This is a genomic window from Streptomyces sp. NPDC007025 (genome assembly GCF_042869455.1).
Taxonomy (GTDB): Bacteria; Actinomycetota; Actinomycetes; order Streptomycetales; family Streptomycetaceae; genus Streptomyces.
The window spans coordinates 96,586-118,738 of record NZ_JBIAFT010000016.1 but is presented as its reverse complement, the minus strand read 5'-3'; the positions used below and the strand labels follow the sequence as shown (position 1 = coordinate 118,738).

Sequence of the window (22,153 nt, the reverse complement as noted above, 5' to 3'; positions counted from 1 at the left end):
GAGGGCCGTTCCTCCCGGAGACCGGGAGGAACGGCCCTCGTCCGCTGTGCGCGCCGGTACCCGGCGCGCACAGCAGGGTCAGCCCTTCTTGCTGGCGGCGTCGAGGACCGCCTTGGCGGTCGCCCCCAGCCGCGGCCCCGCCAGCCAGGTGGCCGGGTGCGGGCCGATGGAGTTGACCGAGATCAGCTCGGGCTTGCCGCCCGAGCCCTTGATCAGCCAGGCGCCGCCGGAGGATCCGCCTGTCATGGTGCAGCCGATGCGGTACAGCGCGGGCTGCTGCGGGTCGATCGTCAGCGCGCCCGGGCGGTCGGTGCAGGAGTACATCCTGGCCCCGTCGAAGGGCGGAGCCGCCGGGTAGCCGTAGTTGCTGACTCCCTTGATCCGGGAGGACGAGGGCGCGTGGAAGTTGACCTTGATGGCGTTGCCGACGGTCTCCTCCAGCGACTTGCCCGACTTGTTCACCGGCTCCACGCGCAGCACCGCGAAGTCCTGCTGGGAGCCCCCGCCGCCGGACTTGGCACCCTTCTGGATCCAGTAGTTGCTGGTCTGGGCCCACTTCACCCACCACTGGCCGTACGGCGCGACCTCCCGCGGCGGGGCGCTGTTGACGGCCGGCATGGAGCGGCCCTTGTCGTTGAAGGCCGGGATGAAGGTGATGTTGCGCAGCCAGCCGCCGCTCCTGCCGGAGTGGACGCAGTGCCCGGCGGTGGCCACCAGGTTGGACTTCCCCGGGTGGCGCGGGTCCTTGACGACCGTGCCGGAGCAGACCATCGGGCCCTCCGGGGTGTCCATGAAGACCTTGCCGGCCGGAGCCGCGTTCCGGGTGTACGGGGTCTTCACGGCCTGCGCCTTGACCGGGCGCGGTTCCGCGGTGTTCGCGGCGCCGGAGGTGCTCTCGATGTCCTTCGGGACCTTCTTCTCGTTGTCCTCGGCCTTCTTCATCCGCCCCAGGTCCCAGTGGCCCTTGATGTAGGGGTTGACGAAGTCCTCGGCCTCACGCACCCACTGGTCCTTGTCCCAGTCCTTCCAGGCGCCCTTCTTCCACCCCTCGAGGTCCTTCATCGACGTGGGCAGGTCCTCGGGCAGCTTGTCGGGGAGGCCGATCCTGTCCTTCCCGTCGTCGCCGCCCTGAGCGGAATCGGAAGCGGCCGGCTTGGCGTCCGCCTTCTTGCCCGAGTCGTCGCCGCCCGAGCAGGCGGTGGCGGTGAGGGCGAGCGTCGCCGCGAGTGCCGCGGTGACCAGCACCGGACGTCCGGGTCCGGCCCTGCGTATGCGTGGCATGATCCGAGGTCCCCCTGAGGATCCGTACGAGAGGTGCGCCTGGCGCGCACGGTGTTCTTCCGGTCGCATCGGCGCTCAGCCCTCCTTGCTGACCGTGTCGAAGACGGCCTTGGCCTCCTTGCCGAGGCGGGCACCGGCCAGCCAGTCGGCGGTGATCGGGCCGATGGAGGTCACCGACAGCAGCCGGGTGCCCGAGGAGTCCAGCCAGGGGCCGCCGGACGAACCCGCCGTCATGGTGCAGCCGATGCGGTACATCGAGGGCTGCTGCGGGTCGATCGTCAGCCGGCCCGGCTTGTCGTCGCAGCGGTACATCCGGGAGCCGTCGAAGGGCGGTGCGGCCGGATAGCCCACGGCGCCGAGGCTCTTGATGGACTTGACCCGCGGCGTGGTGAAGGTGGCCTGCAGCGCGCCGCCGGCCTTCTCCTCCAGCGATGCGCTGCTCTTGTCCTCGGGCTGGACCTGGAGCACGGCGAAGTCCTGCTGGGCGCCCTTGCCGCCGCGCTCGGCGCCGTTCTGGATCCAGTGCTTGGTCGTACGGGCGCGCTTGGCCCACCAGATGCCGTCCGGCGCGACCTGGCTCTGCGACGCGGTGGCGAGCTGCTTGTTCGACAGCCCGGTGGGGTTGTAGTCGGGAACGAAGACCACGTTGCGGTACCAGCCCTTGCCCGCCCCGCCGTGCACGCAGTGTCCCGCGGTGGCGACCAGGTTGGACTTGCCCGGGTGGCGCGGGTCCTTCAGCACGGAGCCGGAGCAGACCATGGCTCCCTTGGGCGTGTCCATGAACACCTTGCCGACGGGCAGATCGTCCTTGGTGTAGGGCGTCTTGACCGCGGCGGCCTTGACCGCCTCGGGCTTCGGGTCGGTGACGCCCTCGTCCTCACCGGTGCCGTCGCTGCCGCCGCTCGGGCTGTCGTCGATGTCCGAGTCGTCGACCTCGCGGTCGTTCCCGTCCGCGTCCTTCATGCGGTCCGGGTCCCACAGATCGTCGATGATCGGGTTGAAGAAGTCCTTGGCTTCCTTGAGCCACTTGTCCCGGTCCCAGTTCTTCCAGGCGCCGTTCTTCCAGGCGTCCAGGTCGTCCAGGGAGGTCGGGAGGTCCTTCGGGAGGTCGTCGGGGAGCCCCAGGTCCTTCTTGGCGTCGCGGCTCGCCTCCTGCGAGGAGGCCGAGTCGGCCTTGGCGTCGGCGTTGTCGTCCTCCGGGCCGCAGGCGGTTGCGGTGACCGCCAGCACGGCGGCGACCGCTGCCGCGGCCAGCGCCGGCCGGCGCCGCGCGGACCTGGCTATCGATGGCATCGGTGAACTCCCCCTGAAGTGGATCTCGTGCCTGTTGACTTGTCATGCACCTCGCCGGGTGAGGGCGGCCCCCACTATGCCCGGTGGTGTTCGGGACGGGCACAGCAGGGTCCGCGGTTCCCCGGGGCGTACGACCTCCACACGCGCCCCCGAGTGCTCCGCGTTCCACGGGGGCCGTGGAGGGAACTTCACGCAGGCCGTGATCGGGGGCCGTTCACCTCGTTGGTACGTACGGGGGACAGTGGCTCGCTGCCCGGCGCGCCCGGTCGACACCAGCGGAGGAGACTTCAGTGAATGCGCGCTCCGGAGCCGACGAGCCGACGGAACCGGTCCGTCGGAGGCTCGCCGACCTGATCGAGCCGACGGTCCCCCAGCAGGAGCGCCGTCTCGCGCCTTCCGACCAGGAGTCCCCGGAGCACCATGCACACCGGCCGCGTCGCGATCCGCTGGAACACCCGGATCCCCGTGCGGCGGCCGACGCCGCCGCGGTGGAGAACCTGCTGCGCTGCTGGGTCCGCGAGACCGCTCCCGAAGCCCCCCGGAACGGAGTGCTGCGCATCCCGCTGTCCGCCAGCGGCACCGCGCTGCTGGTTCCGGTACGGCACTGGTCGCCCGTCGGCTGGCACCGCTTCGACCCGCCGCACCTGGAGGGCGCGCCGGAGACCGCCGCCCCGCTGCAGGCCGTCGCGGTCGCCGCCCTGATCGGACGCGAAGCCGTGCACGCCGCCCGGACCCCCGGCTCCGCCGGGGACCCGGCAGAGGGCGCGGGAGCGGAGAACGCCGCGCTCGTGGGCCGGGTCGCCGACTCCGTGCAGCGCACCGCGCGGTTCCTCGCCGACAGGCGCGACCACCCCGCGCCCCCGCCCGGCACCGGACCGTTCCTCGACGGCGAGCAGGCGCTGCTCTTCGGCCACCCCCTGCACCCCACCCCCAAGAGCCGCGAGGGCCTCTCCGACGCGGAGGAGGGCGCCTACTCGCCCGAACTGCGCGGCAGTTTCCCGCTGCACTGGATGGCGGTGCACCGTTCGGTGCTCGCGGGGGACTCCGCCTGGACCGACCGCGGCAAGCCCGTCCCGGTCACCCAGCTCGCGCTGCGCCTGAGCGGGCGGGCACTCGCCGGCCGCCTGCCCGAGGAATGCGTACCGCTGCCGCTGCACCCGTGGCAGGCCCGGGAGGTACAGCACAGCCGCGTGGTCCGGGCCCTGCTGGACGTCGGACTCCTGCACGACCTCGGCCGGACGGGGGAGAGCTGGAGCCCCACCTCCTCGGTGCGCACGGTCTTCCGGGCGGACAGCAGCGCGATGCTCAAGCTCTCGGTGGGGCTGCGCATCACCAACTCGCGCCGCGAGAACCTCCGCAAGGAACTGCTGCGCGGCGTGGAGATGCACCGGCTGCTCCGCGGTGGTCTCGGCCGTGCCTGGCGCGCCGCCCACCCCGGCTTCGACGTCGTGCGCGACCCGGCCTGGCTCGGCGTCGACGTCCCCGGTGAGGGGCGCGTGCCCGGCTTCGACACCGTTGTACGGCACAACCCCTTCGGCGCGGGTGAGGACGCCGTCTGCGTCGCCGGACTGACCGCGCCCGTCCCCGCCCCGCACACCTCCGGAAACCCCGGCCCGTCCGGCGCGTTGCGCTCCCGGCTCGGGGCCGTGGTGCACGCGCTCGCCCGGCACACCAGGCGGCCGGTCGGGGCGGTGGCCGCCGAGTGGTTCCTGCGCTATCTGGACAGTGTGGTGGGGCCGATCCTCTGGCTGGACGCACACGGGGGCATCGCCCTGGAGGCGCACCAGCAGAACACCCTCGTTCTGCTGGACGCACACGGCTGGCCCACGGGCGGACGCTACCGGGACAACCAGGGGTACTACTTCCGCACGTCGCACCGGGACGCACTCACCCGCCAGCTGCCCGGCCCGGAGCTGGGTGTGGAGAGCGACACCTTCGTCGCCGACGACGTCACCGACGAACGCTTCACCTACTACCTGGGCATCAACAACATCCTGGGCCTCATCGGTGCGTTCGGTGCCCAGCAGCTCGCTGACGAAACGGTGCTGCTCGCGGGACTCCGTCGTTTTCTGCAGGAAGCGGCACGCCAGGAACCGGCCTCACCGCTGCCCGCGCTGCTCCTCGACTCCCCGACGCTGCGCTGCAAGGCGAACCTGCTCACCCGGCTGCACGGCATGGACGAGCTCGTCGGCCCGGTCGACACCCAGTCCGTCTACGTCACCCTCGACAACCCGCTAGCCCCCTGACCCCTGGCCTCCGGCCGCCCCAGGAGAGGAGACGTCGTCATGCCGCACCCTCAGCCGGGCTCCGCGCCGCCTGCCGGTAACGCCGAAGCGGAACCGGTGGAGCCCGGCTCCGGCACCCGCAGCGACGATCCCCTCACCACCTCCGACCGGGACCCGGACGCCTCCGCCCGGGACTCCGCCGCGCACCGCGCCGGCCGGCCGCACCGCGCCGCGGCCGCACCGGACCGAAGCGCCGCCGAACCCTCCCGCGCCGCTGCCGGCGCTTCGGAAGCGCACACGGACGCCGGGGCGGGCGCCCCCGTACCGCCCTCCGCGGCGCGCGGCGCGCGAGCACCCGACGATGTCCGCGTCGACGTGGACACCCCAGGTCCGGCCGCTTCGGCCGCGGCCTCCCCCACCTACGGGAACACCGCCCCTCAGCCGGCGGATCTGCTCGACGCCCCCGGAAGCTGGCCCGCGGTCCCGACCGGGGCCGGCCTCTTCCGGCTCGTGCCGGTCGGGCTCCCCGGCGACCTGCCGCTGCTCACCGGCTGGATGAACGACCCGGTGGTGGCGGACTTCTGGGAGCTCGCCGGCCCCGAACGGGTGACCGAGGCACATGTGCGGCCCCAGCTGGACGGCGACGGGCGCAGTGTTCCCTGTCTCGGAGTCCTCGACGGCGTACCCATGAGCTACTGGGAGCTCTACCGTGCCGACCTCGACCCGCTCGCCCGGTACTGCCGGGTGTGGCCGCAGGACACCGGGGTGCATCTGCTCCTCGGCGGCGCGGCACACCGCGGAAGAGGCCTGGGCACGCTGCTGCTGCGCACGGTCACCGATCTCGTCCTGGCGCAGCGCCCCCGGTGCACGCGCGTCCTGGCCGAGCCCGACGTGCGCAACGCCCCCTCGCTCGCCGCGTTCCTCGGCGCGGGGTTCCGGCGCAGCGGCGAGATCGAGCTCCCCGGCAAGCGCGCGGCCCTGATGGTGCGGGACCGCGAGCCGCGCCACGCGCTCTGACCCGGTGGCCGCTGCCGTGCGCCGTGCGGCCACCGCCATCTGAATCCACGCCTCCCGCAAGGAGCAACCTCCGTGTCCCGAACCTCCTCCTCGTCCTCCTCACGTGACGTAGCCCCGCTATCCGTCCCCGCCGGCCTCGGAAGAGGGCCGGAGCACTGGGCCCGTGCCTCCCGGCGACTGCTGGCCAAGCTGATCGCCGAGTTCTCCTACGAGGAGATCCTCCAGCCGCAGTCCGCACCCGGTGGTGGTCCCGGCTGCTACGCCCTGCGCGTGGACGAGGAGCTCACCGTCCGCTTCCGGGCCCGCCGCGGCGCCTACGGGCACTGGAGTGTCGACGCCTCCTCGCTGGAGCCCGCTCCGGATCCGCTGAGCTTCGTCTCCCGGGCCAGGTCCCTGCTGGGGCTCAGTGGTGAGACGGCCGGCCACTACCTCCGCGAGCTGACCGCCACACTCACCGCGGACGCGGGGCTGCTGTCCTCCGAACTGCCCGCCGCCGCCCTCGCCTCGCTGGGCTACGCGGAGCTGGAAGGGCACATGACGGGACATCCCTGGCTGGTGGCCAACAAGGGACGGCTCGGCTTCTCCGGCGGCGACGTCGCGCACTGGGCGCCCGAGGCCCGCACGGCGCAGCCGCTGCCCTGGCTCGCGGTGCACCGGCGGCTGGCGCAGTACCGCGGCACGCCGCGGCTCGCCGAGGCGGGGGAGCTGTACGCACGCGAGCTGGGCGCGGAGACGCGCAACGCGTTCCGGGAGCGGCTGAGCTCGCGCGGTCTCGCGCCCCAGGACTACCTCTGCATGCCCGTACACCCCTGGCAGTGGGACGAGACCGTCGTGCCGCTGTTCGCCCCCCAGGTGGCGGCGCAGGAGATCCTTCCGCTGCCGACCGACGGGGACATGCGGCTGCCCCAGCAGTCCATCCGCACATTCCTCAACGTCAGCAGGCCCGACCGGCACACCGTCAAGCTGCCGCTCGCCATCCTCAACACACTCGTCTGGCGCGGCCTGCCGACCGACCGCACTCTCGCCGCGCCGTCCGTCACCGGCTGGGTGCAGGGACTGCGGGACCAGGATCCGTTCCTCGCCGAGGAGTGCCGGGTGATCCTGTTGGGCGAGGTCGCCTCGGTGGGCGTCCCGCACCCGGTGTACGAGCCGCTCGGCGACGTGCCCTATCAGTACCGCGAACTGCTCGGCTGCATCTGGCGCGAGCCCCTCGCCCCGTTGCTCGACTCCGACGAGCGCGCCCGCACGCTCGCCTCCCTGATCCACACCGATGTGGAGGGCAACTCCCTGACCGCCGAACTGGTGGCGCGTTCGGGCCTGGAGCCCCGGATCTGGCTCAGGCACCTGTTCGCGGCGCTGCTGCCGCCGCTGCTGCACTTTCTGTACCGCTACGGCACCGTCTTCTCGCCGCACGGGGAGAACGCCATCGTCGTCTTCGACGAGCGCGACGTCCCGACCCGGCTGGCGATGAAGGACTTCGTGGACGACGTCAATGTCAGTGCCGAGCCGGTTCCCGAGCTCGACTCCATGCCGGGGGACATCCGGGGGGTCCTGTTGAGCGAACCTCCCACGTTCCTGACGCAGTTCATCCACTCCGCGCTCTTCGTGGGGGTCTTCCGCTATCTCGCCCCGCTGTGCGAGGCCCAGCTCGGGGTGAGCGAGCGCGATTTCTGGTCACTCGTACGGGCCGAGATCGACCGCTACCAGGCCCGCTTCCCGGTGCTGAAACCCCGCTTCGAGACGTTCGACCTGCTGACGCCGCGCATCGAACGCCTCTGTCTCAACCGGAACCGGCTGCACGCGGACGGCTACCGCGACAGGTCCGAGCGCCCGCACGCGGCCGTGCACGGGACGGTGCGCAATCCGCTGCACTGAGGACGCGGCCACTCTCTCGCCGACCGGACCGAGCGTCCCCTTACGGATACGGAGCGCTCCCGCCCGGGCTGATCCGGTCATGGCCGGAAGGAATCGTGCAGACGGGGCAGCAGCCGAGCGGAGTGTCAGTGGCGCCGCGTAAGGTGTCGGGTCTATGAGCAAGCCCGCCGTCACCGAACTCCTCCAGGCCGCCGTCACCGCCGTCAAAGGCACGGAACGCTCAGGTCAGGCCGCTATGGCCGAGGCAGTGGCCGAGGCTGTCGAAGACGGCCGCCACCTCCTCGTGCAGGCGGGCACCGGTACCGGGAAGTCCCTCGGCTATCTGGTCCCCGCGCTGGCCCACGGAGAACGGGTGGTGGTGGCCACCGCCACGCTCGCGCTGCAGCGGCAGCTGGTCGAGCGCGATCTGCCCCGCACCGTCGAGGCCCTCCACCCCCTGCTGCGGCGTCGCCCGGAGTTCGCGATGCTCAAGGGGCGGTCGAACTACCTGTGCCTGCACCGACTCCATGAGGGCGTGCCGCAGGAAGAGGAGGACGGCCTCTTCGACCCCTTCGAGAGCGCCACCCCCACCTCCAAGCTCGGCAAGGACCTGCTGCGGCTGCGCGACTGGTCGGATGAGACGGAGACGGGCGACCGGGACGACCTCAAGCCCGGCGTCTCCGACCGCGCCTGGGGCCAGGTCTCCGTCTCCTCCCGCGAGTGCCTCGGGGCGTCCAAGTGCGCCTATGGTGCCGAATGCTTCGCGGAGGCCGCCCGCGAGCGGGCCAAGCTCGCCGACGTGATCGTCACCAACCACGCACTGCTGGCCATCGACGCCATCGAGGGCGCCCCCGTACTCCCCGGCCACGAGGTGCTGATCGTGGACGAGGCGCACGAGCTGGTCTCCCGCGTGACGGGGGTGGCCACCGGCGAGCTCACTCCCGGCAGCGTCAGCCGCGCGGTGCGCCGCGTCGCCAAGCTGGTGGACGAGAAAGCGGCCGACCAGCTCCAGACCGCCTCCGAGACCTTCGAACGGCTGATGGAGCTCGCCCTGCCGGGCCGGCTGGAAGCCGTACCGGAGGACCTGGAGTACGCACTGATGGCGTTGCGCGACGCCGGGCGAAGCTGTCTCAGCGCGCTGGGCAACACACGTGACTCCTCGGTGCAGGACGAGGACGCGGTCCGCAAGCAGGCCAAGGCGGCGATCGAGAACATCCACGATGTCGCCGAACGCATTCTGGAGCACTCCGAGTTCGACGTCCTCTGGTATGAGCGACACGAGCGGTACGGAGCATCACTGCGGGTGGCACCGCTGTCCGTCTCCGGGCTGCTGCGCGAGAAGCTCTTCACCGACCGGTCCGTCATCCTGACCTCCGCCACGCTCAAACTGGGCGGGGACTTCAACGGGGTCGGCGCCTCACTCGGCCTCGCCCCGGAGGGGATCAGGGGGACCGAGGCGGAAGGGAAGAGCGAGGACGACGGGCTGCCCGTGTGGAGCGGGCTGGACGTCGGCTCCCCGTTCGACTACCGCAAGCAGGGCATCCTCTACGTCGCGGGACATCTGAATCCTCCCGGCCGGGACGTTCAGCGCAGCGACATGCTCGACGAGCTCGCGGAGCTGGTGGAAGCGGCGGGCGGGCGCACTCTGGGGCTCTTCTCCTCCATGCGGGGTGCGCGGGCTGCCGCTGAGGAACTGAGGGGCAGGCTGGGACTCCCGATCCTGCTCCAAGGCGAGGAGACGCTCGGCGAGCTCATCAGACGTTTCGCTGACGATGCGGAGACCTGCCTGTTCGGCACTCTGTCCCTGTGGCAGGGCGTGGATGTTCCGGGACCGAACTGCCAACTGGTGGTGATGGACAGGGTGCCGTTCCCGCGCCCCGATGATCCCCTGATGAGCGCCCGGCAGAAGGCCGTGGAGGAGTCTGGCGGCAATGGCTTCATGGCAGTGGCGGCCACGCATGCGGCACTGCTGATGGCCCAGGGTGCCGGCCGGCTGGTCCGCGCGACGGGGGATCGGGGTGTGGTCGCGGTGCTGGATCCGCGGCTGCAGCGAGCGCGCTACGGCGGCTTTCTGCGGACTTCCATGCCCGACTTCTGGTACACGACGGACCGCAATCAAGTCCGCCGCTCCCTTTCGGCCATCGACGAGGCAGCCAAGAGGGCGTAGCCGAGTCCCCGGACCGCACGAGCGGCGGGAGTGGAGCGCGGGGGCCGGGGACCTGGTGCCGCCTCGACGTGCTCTGCGCGCCCGGTACGACGGCGGGCCGCCGGTCCCGGGGGTGGAGGGAACCAGCGGCCCGTAGCCTTCGGCCGGGGGCGAGGAGGCGCGGTCACCGAGCGTCCGGCCGCAGCGCTGTCTGTCGGTCGTCTGCCGACGCGGTGCTCAGACCCGGCGGAGGACGGCGACGACCTTGCCGAGGATTGTCGCGTCGTCACCGGGGATCGGCTGGTACGAGGAGTTGTGCGGGAGCAGCCACACATGCCCGTCCTCGCGCTTGAAGCGCTTCACGGTGGCCTCGCCGTCCAGCATCGCGGCGACGATGTCGCCGTTCTCCGCGACGGGCTGGCGCCGGACGGTGACCCAGTCGCCGTCGCAGATCGCGGCCTCGACCATGGAGTCACCGATGACCTTCAGCACGAAGAGCTCGCCGTCACCGACCAGTTGGCGCGGCAGCGGGAAGACGTCCTCGACCGATTCCTCGGCGAGGATCGGGCCGCCGGCGGCGATCCGACCCACCAGCGGGACGTAGGAGGCGGACGGCTTTCCGGCGGTGTCGGTGGCCGCTTGGGTGCTGCTCGGCGCGTCGGAGCCGCGCACCTCGTAGGCGCGGGGGCGGTGCGGGTCGCGGCGTAGAAAACCCTTCCGCTCCAGGGCCATCAACTGGTGTGCCACCGAGGAGGTGCTGGAGAGCCCGACGGCCTGACCGATTTCGCGCATGGACGGCGGGTAGCCGCGCCGCTGCACCGAATCGCGGATCACCTCGATCACCCGGCGCTGCCGATCGGTGAGTCCCGAACTGTCCGCGCGGATGCCTGGAGGTCGTCCTGGAAGCGAGCGCTTCGCTTGTTGGCCGTCCTGAATATCCGCGTTCATGGCGTCATTCACCGGCTGAATTTCGTCAATGGGCTGAGCTGTTGCCTGAGCTGCGCGGTTCTGGGAGGTGATGGTGGCGCTGTCTGCGGTCGTGGTCACGTCGGCCCCTCTCGAGAAGTTCTCCCTAGCTGGACAACGGTAGTTGGTTTCGAAAGGTTGCGCCAAACACACGTTCGAGTGAAAATCCGCAGTTCACCTGACTTCTACCGCTCGATGGGTGTATAGGTCGCGACATCCGCTCGATGGGAGCCGGAGCGAGCGTTTCGGAATGCCCGCAGTTCTCCCGCGTGTCCGCGGCTCGTCTCCCCGCGTATCAGCGGTTCGGCCGTTCAACCATATGCGCCCGCGCCGCACCTGCCGCAGCCGGCACCCCCGGCGGTCCCGTCGCCGAGGCGCCGGGAAGGGCGGCCGGCTGTGTCCCGGCGTGGCGATTTCCGGCCGTTTTCCGCCGCCGCCTGTCGCTGTCCGTAATCGCTGCTCTCGGTGAACTCCTGCCTTCGCGGCACGGCGGTTCCGGGCCTTGCCGCCGCCGCTCCTCGCCCCGCTTCTGGCCCTCCGGTGCCGCCGCTCCGGTGCGCGGTGCGCCGCCGCCGTCCGGCACAGTCTCGCAGGCGTGCCCCAGGAGCTCTCCCGCGGCCCGCTTCGCGTAGGGTCGTGGGCTGTGCCGGACGGCGACACGCGTCGTCACCGTCTTGCCTCTCGGCTACCAGATCTAGTGGTTTGATGAGCGCGCGCCACCAGAAGTTGTGTCCCCGGGTGCTCACGCCGTGGGGATGTCGCCTATGCTGGAGGCCAGCCGAGGGGTCCCTGTGACGGGGGCGCCGCGACATGATCAGTTATGCACGGTGAGGGCTCTGCGGGCCCTGGGAGGGTGGAGACGATGCATTGCCCCTTCTGCCGGCACCCCGACAGCCGTGTGGTCGACAGCCGTACGGCCGACGACGGAGCTGCCATCAGGCGTCGCCGTCAGTGCCCCCACTGCTCCAGGCGCTTCACCACCGTCGAGAACGCATCACTCACGGTGATCAAGCGGAGCGGTGTCACCGAGCCCTTCAGCAGGGACAAGGTGATCGCGGGGGTGCGCAAGGCCTGCCAGGGGCGCCCCGTGACCGAGGACGCGCTGGCCCAACTCGGGCAGCGGGTCGAGGAGGCCGTCCGGGCGACCGGGAGCGCGGAACTGTCCACGCACGACGTCGGACTCGCCATACTCGGCCCGCTCCAGGATCTCGATCTCGTCGCCTATCTGCGCTTCGCCTCGGTCTACAAGGCGTTCGAGTCCCTGGAGGACTTCGAGACCGCCATATCCGAACTGCGCGAGGTGCAGTCACTCGCCCCCGGGGCTCGGGGGGACGAAGCCGCCGGTGAGTGCGAAGGTGCCGAGGGGGCCCGCGGGGGCAGGGGGCGTGCCGCCGGGGGAGAGGCGCGGGTACTGCCCGAGGTGCCGCCGCCCGCCGACGGGGGAGACCCGGCGCCGGGCTCCCGGGCGGGACAGGCGCGCGGGGGCGAAGGGGCCTCCACCGCCGCCGCGGACTGAACGGGGAGCCGCTCCGCGTCACGCGGCCGGCAGCCGGGGTGCGTCCTCGGCACACGCAGAGACTTGACCTGGACACGCACCGTGCCCGGGTCATCAGACAGGCACAGTTCTCGGGGAAGAACCGGGGCATGTTGGGGCGTTATGCCCCACACAGGGAGGCGGAATGACAGAGACGACGAGCGGCCCGGCACGCGGCTCCCGCGCAAAGGGCGGCAAGGCGAAGAGCGGACTGCGTATCGAGCGCGTCCACACGACCCCCGGAGTGCACCCGTACGACGAGGTGAACTGGGAGCGCCGCGACGTCGTCATGACCAACTGGCGCGACGGCTCGATCAACTTCGAGCAGCGTGGCGTCGAATTCCCCGACTTCTGGTCGGTGAATGCGGTCAACATTGTTACGAGCAAGTACTTCCGCGGCGCGGTGGGCACTCCTCAGCGGGAGAGCAGCCTCAAGCAGCTCATCGACCGCGTGGTGAAGACGTACCGGGCGGCTGGTGAGAAGCACGGGTACTTCGACTCCCCCGCGGATGCGGAGATCTTCGAGCACGAGCTCGCCTATGCCGTGCTGCACCAGATCTTCGCGTTCAACTCCCCGGTGTGGTTCAACGTCGGGACGAAGCAGCCCCAGCAGGTCAGTGCCTGCTTCATCCTGTCCGTCGACGACTCCATGGAGTCGATTCTCGACTGGTACAAGGAAGAGGGCATGATCTTCAAGGGCGGCTCCGGAGCCGGCCTGAACCTCTCCCGTATCCGCTCCTCGAAGGAGCTCCTCTCCTCCGGCGGCAATGCCTCGGGGCCCGTCTCCTTCATGCGCGGCGCCGACGCCTCCGCTGGGACGATCAAGTCGGGCGGTGCGACCCGTCGCGCCGCCAAGATGGTCGTCCTGGACGTCGACCACCCGGATGTCGAGGCGTTCATCGACACCAAGGTCAAGGAGGAGGAGAAGATCCGCGCCCTGCGCGACGCGGGCTTCGACATGGACCTGGGCGGCGACGACATCGCCTCCGTCCAGTACCAGAACGCCAACAACTCGGTCCGGGTCAATGACGAGTTCATGAAGGCCGTCGAGGCCGGTTCGAACTTCGCGCTGCGTGCCCGGATGACCGGTGAGGTCGTCGAGGAGGTGGACGCGAAGAAGCTCTTCCACAAGATGGCCGAGGCCGCCCACGTCTGCGCCGACCCCGGTATCCAGTACGACGACACGATCAACCGCTGGCACACCTCGCCGGAGACGGGCCGGATCACCGCCTCCAACCCGTGCAGCGAGTACATGCACCTGGACAACTCCTCGTGCAACCTGGCCTCGCTCAACCTCATGAAGTTCCTGCGCGACGACGACCAGGGCAACCAGTCCTTCGACGCGGAGCGCTTCGCGAAGGTGACCGAGCTGGTCATCACGGCGATGGACATCTCCATCTGCTTCGCCGACTTCCCCACCGAGAAGATCGGCGAGACCACCCGCGCCTTCCGCCAGCTGGGAATCGGCTACGCCAACCTCGGTGCGCTGCTGATGGCCACCGGACACGCCTACGACAGCGACGGCGGCCGCGCGCTGGCCGGTTCCATCACCTCCTTGATGACCGGCACCTCCTACAAGCGCTCGGCCGAGCTCGCCGCGGTGGTCGGTCCCTACGAGGGGTACGCCCGCAACGCCGAGGCGCACCGGCGCGTCATGACGCAGCACAGCGACGCCAACGACGCGGCTCCCCGCACGGACGACCTGGACAGCCCGGTGTGGGCCGCGGCCACCGAGGCGTGGCAGGACGTGCAGCGGCTCGGGAAGAAGAACGGCTTCCGCAACGCGCAGGCGTCGGTGCTGGCCCCCACCGGCACCATCGGCCTGATGATGGACTGCGACACCACCGGCGTCGAGCCGGATCTGGCCCTGGTCAAGTTCAAGAAGCTCGTCGGCGGCGGCTCGATGCAGATCGTGAACAACACGGTGCCCAAGGCCCTCAAGCGCCTCGGCTACCAGCCCGAGCAGGTCGAGGCGATCGTCGAGCACATCGCCGAGCACGGCAACGTCGTGGACGCGCCCGGCCTCAAGCCGGAGCACTACGAGGTCTTCGACTGCGCCATGGGCGAACGGTCCATCTCCCCGATGGGGCATGTGCGGATGATGGCGGCAGCCCAGCCGTTCCTGTCCGGTGCCATCTCCAAGACGGTCAACATGCCCGCGAGCAGCACCGTCGAGGACGTCGAGGAGATCTACCTCCAGGGGTGGAAGCTCGGTACCAAGGCGCTCGCCGTCTACGTCGAGAACAGCAAGGTCGGCCAGCCGCTGTCGGCGAAGGCCAAGGAGGAGAAGAAGGCGGAGGCACCCGAACCGGAGAAGGTCGTCGAGTACCGTCCGGTCCGCCGTCGGCTGCCCAAGGGCCGCCCCGGCATCACGACCTCCTTCACGGTGGGCGGCGCCGAGGGCTACATGACGGCCAACTCCTACCCGGACGACGGTCTCGGTGAGGTCTTCCTCAAGATGTCCAAGCAGGGCTCCACCCTGGCGGGCATGATGGATGCCTTCTCCATCGCCGTCTCCGTCGGCCTCCAGTACGGGGTCCCGCTGGAGACCTACGTCTCGAAGTTCACCAACATGCGCTTCGAACCGGCCGGCATGACCGACGACACCGATGTGCGGATGGCCCAGTCGATCGTCGACTACATCTTCCGTCGTCTGGCGCTGGACTTCCTTCCCTTCGAGACCCGTTCCGCGCTGGGTATCCACTCCGCCGCCGAGCGCCAGCGCCACCTGGAGACGGGGTCCTACGAGGCGACCGAGGACGAGTTCGACGCGGACGCCCTGGCCCAGTCGGCTCCCAAGGCCGAGCAGGCGGCGTCCGCCGAGGAGGCCAAGGACAGCAAGGACGAGCAGCGCACGGCCACCGAGCCGGAGGCTGCCGCCCCCGCCCCGCGCGAGGCGCACAACTCCACCGAGCTGATGGAGATGCAACTCGGCCTCAACGCCGACGCCCCGCTGTGCTTCTCCTGCGGCACCAAGATGCGCCGCGCGGGCAGCTGCTACCTGTGCGAGGGCTGCGGCTCGACCAGCGGCTGCAGCTGACCGCGGGCGGGTCCGCGTCCTGCGGATCCTCGGGGGTCCGCTGCTGAGACCGCCGACCCGCACATGAGAGAGGGAGCCGGCCCCGGGCCGGCTCCCTCTTCGCTGTGCCCCCTTCTGCTGTGCCGCAGCCTGCCTGCGGTGCCGCTGCTGCGCGCCGTCGACACACCGCGCTCGCGGGCCGTCGGTCCGGCTGTCGCGTGCGCGCACCGGAGTATGAGGAGGGGTGCGGTTGCCGGCGTCGCCTCGCCCATGACGGTCCGCGGCGTCGTACCTTCCGCTCCGGGCCTCCGCCCCCTGGGCGGTGGCGGGACCGATGCTCACGGGAGCGTCGTCGCACATCAGTGCGGTGTACGCCTGCGCCCGCGACCGGTCCGAGAGCTCACCGGGATGGCCGTACGATAGCGCGGTGCTGGTCAAGTGGATGCGCTGCACGGTCGTCGACCGCCCGGGATTCGCACGGGCACAGCGGAAGTGGGCGGGGCTGCTCGGCGAACCCGGCTTCCGGGGGCAGGGCGGGGGATGGAGCCGGTCCCGGGACGGGGTCGTGCACCTTTTCGGCTTCTGGGAAAGCAGGGCCTTCTACGACTCCTTCATGGCTCGCTCGCACGATCGGCTGCACGCCTCCCAACTCGGCACCTACAAGGAGATGCAGGTCAGGCTCTTCGAATACCGTTTCGACGTGAAGACCGGCTTCCGCCCGGTCTTCACCGACGCGGACCTGCTGCGAGTGGCACACTGCCGGGTGCGACCTGACCGGATCGAGCACTACATGCTCATGCAGGAGAAAGTGTGGAACCCGGCGATGGCGGGCTCGCCAGGCATGCTGCGCGGCGTCTTCGCGCAGGCGAACACGGAGGACGAATTCCTCGTCCTGTCGATGTGGAACTCCTCCGCCGAATACGGAAAGTACCGGGTTGAGCGTGTGGAGCGGCTGGCCCTGCGCGCCCGGACCGGGGCCGACCTCGTCCGCGTCACCGGCGACGTCATCGACCTGGAGCCGTCGTGGACCGTCTGACCTAGGGTGGAGCCCATGGCACGTCCTGGCCGAATCATCCTGCTCCGCCACGGAGAGTCGGAGGGAAACGCCGACGACAGCATCTACGAACGCGTGCCCGATCACGCACTGCCATTGACCGAACGCGGTCGGCGGCAGGCGGAGGAGGCGGGCAGGCGGCTCCGCGAGATCCTCGGCGAGGAACGCGTCTCGGCCTTCGTGTCCCCTTACCGCCGCACTCGGGAGACACTCGCCGCGCTCGGGATCGGTCCGGCCCAGATGCGGGTGCGCGAGGAGCCCAGACTTCGCGAGCAGGACTGGGGAAACTGGCAGGACCGGGACGACGTCCGCCAGCAGAAGAAGTACCGCGACGCCTACGGGCACTTCTTCTACCGTTTCGCCCAGGGCGAGTCCGGCGCCGACGTCTACGACCGGGCCGGGGCCTTCCTGGAGAGCCTGTGGCGCAGTTTCGAAGCGCCCGACAATCCGCCGAACGTCCTGCTGGTCACGCACGGGCTCACGATGCGGCTGTTCTGCATGCGCTGGTTCCACTGGACGGTGGAGGAGTTCGAATGCCTCTCCAATCCGCGCAACGGCGAGACCCGCGCCCTCCTCCTCGGCCCTGAAGGCCGCTATCACCTCGACCGGCCCTTCGAGCGCTGGCAGGACCCCCGTCCCTACGGAAGCCGCAGCTAACATCGTCGGTACATGAGTGCACTCCCGTCCGAGCCCGCCCGCCCCGAGCGGCTCTCCCGCGCCCTTGCGGCCCTGCGCGGCCTCGCCGTGGGCGACGCTCTGGGTTCCCAGTTCTTCGTCCCCGCCAACCTCGCCTATCTGCGCCGCCGGGAACCGCCCCCGGGGAACTGGCAGTGGACCGACGACACCGAAATGGCGGCCTCCGTGGTCGCCGTACTCGCTGCGCACGGCCGCACCGACCAGGACGCGCTGGCCGCCTCCTTCGCCCGGCGCCATGACTTCGACCGCGGCTACGGCCCCGCGGTGAACCGGATGCTGCGCCTGATCCGCCAGGAGGGCGGGGACTGGAGGGAGTTGGCGGCCTCCCTCTTCGACGGCCAGGGTTCCTGGGGGAACGGTGGCGCCATGCGGGTCGCCCCGCTGGGTGCCTGGTTCGCCGACGATCCGGAGCGGGCGGCGGACGAAGCCGTACGCTCCGCCGAGGTCACCCACCGGCACCCCGAGGCTGTCGCGGGTACCCGGGCGGTCGCGGCGGCGGCCGCCCTCGTCGCCGGTGCGGAGCACGGTCCTCCCGCCGGGCCGGATGCCGCCGGCCGCGGTACCGGCGCCGACCCGGCACGGACGGCGGGCGCGGACAGCGGTGAACCCGCACCGGCTCCGCTGACCGCCGAGAGCCTGCTCATCCGGGTCCAGGAACTTGTCCCCCGCAGCGCCGTGCAGGCGGGGCTGCGCCGCGCCGTGGATCTGCTCGACTACGCCGACGTGGGCACGGTCGCGGCGGTTCTCGGCTGCGGCCGGCGCACCAGTACGCAGGACACGGTCCCCTTCGCGCTCTGGGCCGCTGCCCGGAACCTGGGGGACTTCCGGGCGGCGCTCTGGGCGACCGCGAGCGCCGGTGGTGACGTGGACACCACATGCGCGATCGTCGGCGGGATCGTGGCAGCCGCCGGCCCTGACGCGGCTCCTCCGCGGGAGTGGCACGAGCGCACGGAGCGGTTTCCCTCCTGGCTGCTGGAGGCGGTGCGCTGAGCCCGGCCGCTCGCCACGCGGGCCGGGTGCCGCCCGACGGGAATCCGAGGGGCGTGACTCCCGGTTTCGGGGACGCTCCGTCACTGTTTCACCGCCTTCCGCGATCACCGGCGCCGGATTCCGGACTCTTTCCGGGATCGGGGCCAACTTTGTCGGACTCCCCTGAACTCACGGCCCTCGCAGCGGATACGCTTGCTATTGCCATGCCGTACGAGTCTCCAACCCATCGCGTCGAGCGTTCGCTCCGCGCCACCACCGGCGCCAAGATCGTCGCCGGAGTGGACGAGGTCGGCCGTGGAGCCTGGGCGGGACCCGTCACGGTCTGCGCCGCGATCACGGGTCTGCGTCGTCCTCCCGCCGGTCTCACCGATTCCAAACTCATCCCCGAGCCCCGCCGCAGCGAGCTCGCCGAAGAACTGGTCAGTTGGGTCAGTGCCTATGCGCTCGGTCACTCCACCCCGGAGGAGATCGATGCCAAGGGCATGACAGCCGCCCTTCGGCTCGCCGCCGTCCGAGCCCTGGACGGCCTGCCCGAACGCCCCGATGCCGTGATCCTCGACGGCAAGCACGACTACCTCGGAGCCCCTTGGCGGGTGCGGACGGTGATCAAGGGCGACCAGTCCTGCGTCGCTGTCGCGGCCGCTTCCGTCATCGCCAAGGTGCGCCGCGACGCCCTCATGGCCGGACTCGCCGCAGAGCACGCCGAGTTCGCATTCGAGGACAACGCCGGGTATCCCTCACCCGTCCACCGGGCCGCTCTGGAAAGCAGCGGTCCCACTCCCTACCACCGGCTGTCATGGGCGTATATGGATGCCCTGACCCGCTGGAAACATCTCAAGCGCAACCGGAGCGAGCCCACAGAACAGATCGGCCTCTTCTGAACCGGCACAAACGGACGGCGCCGTCACGCAGTACCGGACCCCCGTCGCGGGAATATCCGCGCAACCAGTACCCGCTGATACGCCTGATTCCGTCATTTGATAGACAACACTTCATGCCTCTCACTCCCGAGGAGCCACAGATTTACGAGAGCGTCCCGGGCACCCGCGCCTCAGCGGGAGCATCCCGAACTCCGCAGGCATCCCGCACCGCAGCCCCGGTTCCCGGCCCCCGCCAGGCACCGCGCCCCGCACCGCCCCGCACCGACAGCAAGGGCCCCAACACGCCGGGCCGCCCCGGCGGCCCCCAGCAGAGCGGCAAGCCCTCCACCCCGGCCAATTCACCCGCCGCAGCAGCCTCGGCCCGCATCCACCTGGTCGCGGCCACCGACGCGACGGCGGTGGAGGTCGCCGACGAGACCGTCGACAAGCTTCTCGACGAAGGCCGGGCGCCCGGCGAGATTCTGCTGCTGACCACCGGCGGCCAGCATCCGTGGGCTGAGCACGAACTCTCCTTCGGCGAGGACTCCTACTGGCGCCAACTGGCCGACGCGGAGGATGTCTTCTGCGCCCACGCCTCTGCTGTCGCCCGCACCGCCCAGCGAGCCATCGTGCTGCTCGCCGTCAACGGCGGCACCGACCCCGAGGCGACCGCGGCGCTGCCCGCAGCCCTGGAGAAGGCAACCGAGCAGCTCATCGTCTGCGGCGATCCCGAGCGCGTGCGCGCACTGCTGTGACGTCCGCGCTCGCCACGGCGGTCTCGGGTCCGGAGCAGCCGAGGCGAGTCCGTAGCCTGCCCGGTCGCACCGGGGCCGGCCGGTGCCCGGGGTGACCGGCACCGGCGCCGTCCCTGAGCTGATCTCCCGCACCGCCTCGGAACGACGGTGCGTGCGGCGAGCCGTCGGCCGGGTCGGCGCCCTCCCTTCGGCCGGCCCGTGGGCTCAGTTCTGGGTGGCGAGGACCAGCGGCAGCACCTCCTTGGCGCCGGCCTGGCGGAGCATCCGCGCTGCCACCGCGATCGTCCACCCCGTGGCGGTGTAGTCGTCCACCAGCAGGACCGGCCCCTCCAGGGCGGCGAGGGATTCCGCCAGCTCCGGAGGCAGCATCAGCGCCTCGTGGACAGCGCGCAGCCGCTGGGCGCCGTTGCTGCGCGCGCCGTTCAGCATCCCGAACTCGTCCGCGCAGGTGATGGCACCGAGCAGCGGAATGCGGCCGATGTCCGCGATCCGTTCCGCGAAGGACCGCACCAACTGCGGGCGGGTCCGGGAATCGACCGCCACGATGCCGGCCGGCCGCTCCGGTGCCTCCCCGCCTCCTCCCGAGGACCAGCCATCGGGTCCCTTGGCCCAGTCCGAGAGAACTGTCACCGCGCCGCGCAGTACATCCTCCGGGACCGGTCCGTCGCCGCCCTGTCCGGCCAGCAGGGGCCGCAGCCGGTTTCCCCAGCCGATGTCGGAGAGTCGTCCGAGAGCCCTGCCGGGGGACGCCTGCTGTTGCTGGGGGATCCGGCCCCTGAGGTCCAGGCCGGCGGACTGCATTCCGGTGGGCCACATCCTCCGCGGCTCGATCCGCACCCCGGGCCTGTTCAGCTCCCCCCGGGCTGCTGCCACGAGTGACTCGTCGACTTCCGGGCTGAATCTGCTGCCGGTGCAGTTGTCGCACCGCCCGCACGGTGCCGCCGACTCGTCGTCCAACTCTCGCCGCAGATACTCCATCCGGCAGTCGGCCGTCTCGGTGTAGTGGCGCATCGCCCGCTGCTCGGCCTGCCGCTGCCGCTCGACCCACTCGTACCGATCGGCCTCGTAGTGCCAGGGCCGGCCGGTGGCGACCCAGCCTCCCTTGACCCGCTGCACCGCACCGTCCACATCGAGCACCTTCAGCATCACCTCCAGGCGGGAGCGGCGCAGCTCCACCCGGGGCTCCAGGGCAGGCAGCGACATCGGGGACTCGGAGGCCGCCAGAACCTCCAGGGTCCGCCGCACCTGCTCCTCCGGAGGGAAGGCCAGCGAGGCGAAGTAGCGCCAGATCGCTTCGTCCTCCTGGCCGGGAAGCAGCAGCACCTCCGCGTGCTCGACACCGCGGCCCGCACGGCCGACTTGCTGGTAGTAGGCGATCGGAGAGGAGGGCGAGCCCAGGTGGACCACGAAGCCGAGATCCGGCTTGTCGAAGCCCATGCCCAGAGCCGACGTCGCCACCAGGGCTTTCACCCGATTGGCGAGGAGGTCGTTCTCGGCGGCCTCGCGGTCGGCGTTCTCCTGGCGGCCCGTGTAGGAGGCCACCTCGTGTCCGCACTGGCGGAGGAAGGCCGTCACCTCCTCGGCGGCCGCCACGGTGAGGGTGTAGATGATGCCCGACCCCGGCAGGGACTTCAGGTGCTCTCCCAGCCAGGCCAGCCGGTGCGGGGCGTCGGGCAGCCGCAGAACACCGAGACTCAGGCTCTCCCTGTCCAGGGAGCCGCGCAGCACCAGGGCGGGGGACCCGTCCGTGTCGGTGCCGTCGTCCGCCGCTCTGCCGGTACCGAGCTGCTCAGCGACGTCGGCAGTGACCCGCGCATTGGCCGTGGCGGTCGTCGCGAGCACCGGTACGCCCGACGGCAGCTCGGCGAGTATGGTCCGCAGCCGTCGGTAGTCCGGACGGAAATCGTGACCCCAGTCGGAGATGCAGTGCGCCTCGTCCACGACGAGCAGACCGGTGGATGCGGTGAGACCGGGCAGTACATGATCGCGGAATTCCGGATTGTTGAGCCGCTCGGGGCTGACCAGCAGCACGTCGACCCGTCCGTCGGCGATCTCGGACTCGATGGTCCGCCACTCCTCGGGGTTCGCCGAATTGATCGTGCGGGCCTGGATCCCGGCCCGGGAGGCTGCCTCCACCTGGTTGCGCATCAGCGCCAGCAGCGGGGAGACGATCACGGTAGGACCTGCGCCGCGCTTGCGCAGCAGCGCGGTCGCCACGAAGTAGACCGCGGACTTCCCCCAGCCGGTGCGCTGCACGACCAGCGCTCTCCTCCGCTCCGCGACCAGCGCCTCGATGGCCCGCCACTGGTCCGTGCGCAGCCGGGCCGTCCCTTCGCGGTCGCCGACAAGATCGGCGAGCACCGCGTCGGCGGCCTGCCGCAGCTTCGTATCACTCATGCCTCCATGCAACCCGATGGCTCGGACATGTGCGGAACCTGGTCTGTGGATAACCCACGACCGATA

Annotated in this window: 15 protein-coding genes; 11 read left to right on the top strand and 4 right to left on the bottom strand. The window is 70.8% G+C overall.

Annotated features, from left to right (window positions below; all coding sequences use genetic code 11):
• Positions 1-78 precede the first annotated feature (78 nt).
• Together ACFYMO_RS27605 and ACFYMO_RS27600 are read right to left on the bottom strand one after the other, a co-directional pair.
• Positions 79-1,281: a hypothetical protein gene (locus tag ACFYMO_RS27605; protein ID WP_366773680.1), complete on the bottom strand. Its 1,203-nt coding sequence runs from the start codon at positions 1,279-1,281 to the stop codon at positions 79-81.
• Positions 1,282-1,356: 75 nt separating this feature from the next.
• Positions 1,357-2,574: a trypsin-like peptidase domain-containing protein gene (locus ACFYMO_RS27600; RefSeq protein WP_366773681.1), complete on the bottom strand. Its 1,218-nt coding sequence runs from the start codon at positions 2,572-2,574 to the stop codon at positions 1,357-1,359.
• 290 nt (positions 2,575-2,864) lie between these two features.
• Here ACFYMO_RS27600 and ACFYMO_RS27595 point away from each other — a divergent pair, with 290 nt between their 5' ends.
• From ACFYMO_RS27595 to ACFYMO_RS27580, 4 genes are all read left to right on the top strand, one after another.
• Positions 2,865-4,820 carry an IucA/IucC family protein gene (locus ACFYMO_RS27595; protein WP_388549718.1) on the top strand — a complete coding sequence of 652 codons (1,956 nt, stop codon included), beginning with the start codon at positions 2,865-2,867 and terminating at the stop codon, positions 4,818-4,820.
• Between the two features lie 354 nt (positions 4,821-5,174).
• Positions 5,175-5,816, top strand: a complete 642-nt coding sequence (locus ACFYMO_RS27590) for a GNAT family N-acetyltransferase (RefSeq protein WP_366773741.1) — start codon at positions 5,175-5,177, stop codon at positions 5,814-5,816.
• Positions 5,817-5,888: 72 nt separating this feature from the next.
• The gene (locus tag ACFYMO_RS27585) at positions 5,889-7,691 is read left to right on the top strand and encodes an IucA/IucC family siderophore biosynthesis protein (protein ID WP_366773683.1); all 1,803 of its coding nucleotides are present in this window, start codon (positions 5,889-5,891) and stop codon (positions 7,689-7,691) included.
• Between the two features lie 154 nt (positions 7,692-7,845).
• Entirely contained in the window at positions 7,846-9,837 is a 1,992-nt protein-coding gene (locus ACFYMO_RS27580) for an ATP-dependent DNA helicase (protein ID WP_366773684.1), read from the top strand.
• A 216-nt stretch (positions 9,838-10,053) separates the two neighbouring features.
• On the opposite strand, the gene lexA is transcribed toward ACFYMO_RS27580, so the two are convergent.
• Complete coding sequence (lexA, locus tag ACFYMO_RS27575; protein ID WP_366773685.1) at positions 10,054-10,863, bottom strand: transcriptional repressor LexA; 810 nt, start codon at positions 10,861-10,863, stop codon at positions 10,054-10,056.
• Positions 10,864-11,644: 781 nt separating this feature from the next.
• Here lexA and nrdR point away from each other — a divergent pair.
• The 7 genes from nrdR to ACFYMO_RS27540 all read left to right on the top strand — a co-directional run bounded on the left by nrdR (position 11,645) and on the right by ACFYMO_RS27540 (position 19,690).
• A complete protein-coding gene (nrdR, locus tag ACFYMO_RS27570; protein ID WP_388549715.1) occupies positions 11,645-12,298 on the top strand; it encodes a transcriptional regulator NrdR in 654 nt (217 codons plus the stop codon).
• 163 nt (positions 12,299-12,461) lie between these two features.
• The gene (locus tag ACFYMO_RS27565) at positions 12,462-15,356 is read left to right on the top strand and encodes a vitamin B12-dependent ribonucleotide reductase (RefSeq protein ID WP_366773687.1); all 2,895 of its coding nucleotides are present in this window, start codon (positions 12,462-12,464) and stop codon (positions 15,354-15,356) included.
• Between the two features lie 406 nt (positions 15,357-15,762).
• On the top strand, positions 15,763-16,371 hold the full coding sequence (locus ACFYMO_RS27560; RefSeq protein ID WP_388549712.1) for a YdbC family protein: 609 nt from the start codon (positions 15,763-15,765) through the stop codon (positions 16,369-16,371).
• 15 nt (positions 16,372-16,386) lie between these two features.
• Complete coding sequence (locus tag ACFYMO_RS27555; protein WP_366773689.1) at positions 16,387-17,046, top strand: histidine phosphatase family protein; 660 nt, start codon at positions 16,387-16,389, stop codon at positions 17,044-17,046.
• Positions 17,047-17,058: 12 nt separating this feature from the next.
• The gene (locus ACFYMO_RS27550; RefSeq protein ID WP_366773690.1) at positions 17,059-18,075 is read left to right on the top strand and encodes an ADP-ribosylglycohydrolase family protein; all 1,017 of its coding nucleotides are present in this window, start codon (positions 17,059-17,061) and stop codon (positions 18,073-18,075) included.
• Positions 18,076-18,278: 203 nt separating this feature from the next.
• The gene (locus ACFYMO_RS27545; RefSeq protein WP_366773691.1) at positions 18,279-18,956 is read left to right on the top strand and encodes a ribonuclease HII; all 678 of its coding nucleotides are present in this window, start codon (positions 18,279-18,281) and stop codon (positions 18,954-18,956) included.
• Positions 18,957-19,069: 113 nt separating this feature from the next.
• Entirely contained in the window at positions 19,070-19,690 is a 621-nt protein-coding gene (locus ACFYMO_RS27540; RefSeq protein ID WP_366773692.1) for a hypothetical protein, read from the top strand.
• A 204-nt stretch (positions 19,691-19,894) separates the two neighbouring features.
• Here the strand turns inward: ACFYMO_RS27540 and ACFYMO_RS27535 are convergent, their stop codons facing one another.
• Positions 19,895-22,087 (bottom strand): DEAD/DEAH box helicase, encoded by a 2,193-nt coding sequence (locus ACFYMO_RS27535; RefSeq protein WP_366773693.1) that lies wholly within the window; start codon positions 22,085-22,087, stop codon positions 19,895-19,897.
• Between the last annotated feature and the right edge of the window lie 66 nt (positions 22,088-22,153).

Excerpts from the sequence above, each read along its gene's own strand:
- ACFYMO_RS27565 (WP_366773687.1), top strand. The coding sequence starts at position 12,462 with ATGACAGAGACGACGAGCGGCCCGGCACGCGGCTCCCGCGCAAAGGGC.
- ACFYMO_RS27605 (WP_366773680.1), bottom strand. The coding sequence starts at position 1,281 with ATGCCACGCATACGCAGGGCCGGACCCGGACGTCCGGTGCTGGTCACC.
- ACFYMO_RS27550 (WP_366773690.1), top strand. The coding sequence starts at position 17,059 with ATGAGTGCACTCCCGTCCGAGCCCGCCCGCCCCGAGCGGCTCTCCCGC.
- ACFYMO_RS27535 (WP_366773693.1), bottom strand. The coding sequence starts at position 22,087 with ATGAGTGATACGAAGCTGCGGCAGGCCGCCGACGCGGTGCTCGCCGAT.
- ACFYMO_RS27580 (WP_366773684.1), top strand. The coding sequence starts at position 7,846 with ATGAGCAAGCCCGCCGTCACCGAACTCCTCCAGGCCGCCGTCACCGCC.
- ACFYMO_RS27540 (WP_366773692.1), top strand. The coding sequence starts at position 19,070 with ATGCCTCTCACTCCCGAGGAGCCACAGATTTACGAGAGCGTCCCGGGC.
- ACFYMO_RS27600 (WP_366773681.1), bottom strand. The coding sequence starts at position 2,574 with ATGCCATCGATAGCCAGGTCCGCGCGGCGCCGGCCGGCGCTGGCCGCG.
- nrdR (WP_388549715.1), top strand. The coding sequence starts at position 11,645 with ATGCATTGCCCCTTCTGCCGGCACCCCGACAGCCGTGTGGTCGACAGC.
- ACFYMO_RS27555 (WP_366773689.1), top strand. The coding sequence starts at position 16,387 with ATGGCACGTCCTGGCCGAATCATCCTGCTCCGCCACGGAGAGTCGGAG.
- ACFYMO_RS27545 (WP_366773691.1), top strand. The coding sequence starts at position 18,279 with ATGCCGTACGAGTCTCCAACCCATCGCGTCGAGCGTTCGCTCCGCGCC.